2 protein-coding genes and 1 pseudogene are annotated in these 3949 nt (G+C 70.1%); all 3 read left to right on the top strand.

The annotated features are described in order from the left end of the window. Window positions 1–704 (top strand): sensor histidine kinase (locus ABTZ94_RS36560; protein ID WP_351207608.1); only part of this gene is annotated, 704 nt, incomplete at its 5' end. After that, window positions 701–1357, top strand: a complete 657-nt coding sequence (locus tag ABTZ94_RS36555; RefSeq protein WP_351207606.1) for a response regulator transcription factor — start codon at window positions 701–703, stop codon at window positions 1355–1357. The genes ABTZ94_RS36560 and ABTZ94_RS36555, both read left to right, overlap by 4 nt. 108 nt (window positions 1358–1465) lie before the next feature. Then, window positions 1466–3609, top strand: a pseudogene (locus ABTZ94_RS36550) (helicase associated domain-containing protein); the annotation flags it as partial. Between the last annotated feature and the right edge of the window lie 340 nt (window positions 3610–3949).

Below are 3949 nucleotides of genomic sequence, written 5' to 3'. Positions count from 1 at the left end.
GGCGTTACGTCGCTGACGCCTCCCACGAGCTGCGCACCCCGCTGGCCACCATGAGCGCCTCGGTGGACGTCGCACTCGCCAAACCCGGGCACGTGCCCGAGCAGACGCGCACCCTCGCGCGCCGCGTCAGGACTGAGCTGGATCACATCGACCGCCTGCTGGAGGGTCTCTTGGCACTGGCCCGCGCGCAGCACGGCGTGCTGCTACCGGACACCGCGGCCCTCCCGTTGGACGCGCTCGCCCGGGCGGCCCTCGCCGAGCATTCCGCCCTCTCCTGCGTGAAGCACCTCACCGTGGACGCCGACCTCGCGAGCAACGGGTCCGGCGTCTGGGTACGAGGCAGCCGGGTACTGCTCCGCAGGATGGTGGAGAACCTCGTCGACAACGCGATCGCGCACAACCAGCCCGGCGGCTGGATCCGCGTCGCCGTCGACGCCGAGGACAGGGATGCGCGGCTGGTCGTGGAGAACGGAGGTCCGTTCCTGGCCAAAGATCAGGTCGCCCAGCTGGTCTACCCGTTCCGGCGGCTCGGCGCCGAGCGCACCGGCGGCGGAAGCGACACAGGGTCGGGCCTCGGCCTGACCATCGTCGCGGCCATCGCCGACGCCCACGGCGGCGCCCTCGACCTGCGGCCCCGCGCCGAGGGCGGCCTGCGGGTCACCGTCACCCTCCCCAGGACGGCCGAGGCGGAGGCCGCGATATGAGGGTTCTGGTGGTGGAGGACGCCAGATCGCTCGCCGACGTGCTGGCCGAGGGCCTGCACGACCAGGGCATAGCAGTGGATGTCGCCTACGACGGCCTGGCGGCCGCAGCCAAGCTGGACACCAACGCCTACGACGCGGTCGTCCTGGACCGGGACCTGCCCGGCATCCACGGCGACACGCTCTGCCAGATGATCAGCGACCGCGACGACCGCCCCATGGTGCTGATGCTGACCGCAGCGGACACGCCAGCCGACCGTGTCGGCGGCCTCACCCTGGGAGCCGACGACTACCTGGTCAAGCCGTTCCACTTCCCCGAACTCGTCCTCCGCCTGCGGGCCCTGTCCCGTCGGCGCCCGTACACCCACGCCCGCACGCTCCGCGCCGCAGGCATAGAACTCGACCCCGTACTGAGCACCGCAACCCGCGACGGGCGCCGACTCGAGCTCTCCGTCAAGGAGTTCGAAGTCCTGACCGCCCTGCTTCGGGCGAGCCCGGCCCCTCTCAGCGCGGAGGCCCTCCTGGAACAGGTGTGGGACGAGAACGCCGACCCGTTCACCAATACCGTCGCCGTGACCATCGGCAGACTCCGACGCAAACTCGGCACCCCATCGGTGATCAGCACGACACCCACAGTCGGCTACCGGATCGAGTGATGGCCTCGGCTCGGTCCTTCATCACGCCTGCCCCGACCTCGCGCACATGCACGGCACGTGGAATCCCAGCTCAACGGCGCTTCCCACACAGCCTCGGTCGGTAAAACGGACGAAGTCCACCGCACCGCCGGTGATCTTGGGCGCCCGTGGGCGGCGATCCACGACAACCAGCGGATCCCGGCGGACTTCCGGCTGTACCTGACCGCGACCCCGCGCATCCTGGCTTCTCCCCGGCCGCAGAAGGGCGCGGACGGCCAGGAGCTGGAGCTCGCGTCGATGGGTGAGGACTCCGAGACCTACGGGCCGTGGCTGGCCGAACTCGGGCTCTCGGAAGCGATCGAGCGGGGCATCCTCGCCGGGTTCGAGATCGACGTACTCGAGATCCGCAACCCCTCGCCCGTCCTCGGGCTGTCGGAAGAGGCACTGCGCGGCCGGCGCCTCGCGCTGCTGCAGACCGCGCTTGTGGAGCACGCCGCCGCGCACAACCTGCGCACCGTCATGACGTTCCACCAGAAGGTGGAGGAGGCCGCCGCGTTCGCGGGCAAGCTGCCGGAGACCGCTGCCGAGCTGTACGTCACCGAGGCATCCGACGACGATCTGGCGAAGGCGGAGGCACTGCCGAAGTCGTCGATCAACGCGGAGCTGTACGAGCTGGAGGCCGACCGCCACGTACCCCCGGACCGGGTGTGGTCGGCGTGGCTGTGCGGCGGCCACCTCGTAGCCGAACGGCGGGAGATCCTGCGGCAGTTCGCCAACGGTATCGACGCCAACAACCGGCGCGTACACCGTGCCTTCCTCGCCAGCGTGCGGGTCCTCGGGGAGGGCGTCGACATCACTGGCGAGCGCGGGGTGGAGGCGATCTGCTTCGCCGACACCCGCGGCTCCCAGGTGGAGATCGTGCAGAACATCGGCCGCGCGCTCCGCTTGAACCGCGACGGCTCCACCAAGGTCGCCCGGATCATCGTGCCCGTGTTCCTGGAGCCCGGTGAGGACCCCACCGACATGGTCGCCTCCGCCAGTTTCCGCCCCGCTGTAGCCGTCCTCCAGGGCCTGCGCTCGCATGATGAACGACTCGTTGAGCAGCTCGCCTCCCGCGCCCTCACCCGCAGCAAGCAGCAGCGCAAGGTGCACGTCCGGCGCGATGAGGACGGCCGGATCGTCGGGGCCGGCGGCGAGGGTGAGGCGAGGACCAGGAGCAGGGCAACACCGACGCCGCCGCCGAGTCGGCCCTGCTCCACTTCTCCAGCCCGCGCGACGTCGCCACCATCGCCGCCTTCCTGCGCACCCCGGTCTACCGGCCGGACAGCCTCGTGTGGCTGGAGGGCTATCAAGCCCTGCTGCGCTGGCGGGCGGAGAACGAGATCACCGGCCTCTACGCCGTCCCCTATGACACGGAGACCGAGGTCGGCGTCCCGCTTGGACGGTGGGTGCGCCAGCAGCGGAAGGCGCTGCGAGCCGGGGAACTGGAGCCGCGGCGCAGGGAGCTGCTCGATTTGCCGGAGGCCGGGGTGGTGTGGGAGCCGGGCGAAGAGGCGTGGGAGGCCAAGCTCGCCGCGCTCCGCTCCTACCACCGGGCCACCGGGAACCTCGCGCCCCGCCAGGACGCGGTGTGGGGTGAGGGCGAGGCGATGGTGCCCATCGGGCAGCACATGGCCAACCTCCGCAGAAAAGGCGCGAAGAACGGCCTGGGCAAGGACCCAGAGCGGGCGGCGGAACGCGCGGCGCAGCTGACGGCGATCGACCCGGACTGGGACTGCCCCTGGCCGCTGGACTGGCAACGCCACTACCGCGTCCTCGCCGACCTCGCCGACACCGAAGCCGGCGGCGTGCTGCTCGAGATCCAGCCCGGCGTGCTGATGGACGGCGACGACATCGGCAAGTGGCTGAAGCGGCAGGCCAGCAACTGGGCGCAGCTGAGCACCGAGCAGCAGGAGCGACTGTCCGGCTTGGGCGTGAAGCCCGCTGAGCTGCCCGCTGTGGCCCCGGCCAAGAAGAGCGTGGCGGGGGCGGGTCCGGCCAAGGCGTCGGCGGCCTTCACACGGGGCGTGGCGGCCCTGGCGCAGTACATCGCGCGGGAGGGCGCGGGCAAGCCGGTGCCCCGAGCGCACAGCGAAGAAATCGCGGTCGACGGCGAGGCCGAACCGGTGTCCGTACGGCTTGGCGTATTTCTGAGCAACACCAAGGCGAGGCGGGACAAGCTGACCGACCCGCAGCGCGCCGCGCTCGCGGAGCTGGGCATGGAATGGGCATAGAGGGCGAACCACCCCTTCGGGAAGACAGAGACGAGCTTCGCCCACACTGCTACTTCTTCTGGCTTCGTTCACTTTCAGCGACAGCGTTTGTCGATGAGTTTCAGCTTCAGCAGCAGTTGAGCGTCCGCCTGTCGGGGATTGTTCACGAGAAGTGGTTCTGGCACACATTCCGTGAGCGATCTTGAGTCCGGCCTCACCGGACCCCGGTGACGCGTGGTCCGCGCAGCTCACATGACGCGCGCCTCCTGCTGGCGAGAGCCAGCAAGATCTTTCACGGAATGTGTGCCAGAACCGCTACCCCGGCAACGCGCTGAGCACCGTGCAGGAGCACTACAACCCG

Origin of the sequence: Streptomyces sp. NPDC002785, assembly GCF_040295565.1 — a bacterium.
Lineage (GTDB): Bacteria > Actinomycetota > Actinomycetes > Streptomycetales > Streptomycetaceae > Streptomyces.
Note: the sequence above shows the minus strand (reverse complement) of the source record. Positions and strands in the feature narration are given on the sequence as shown.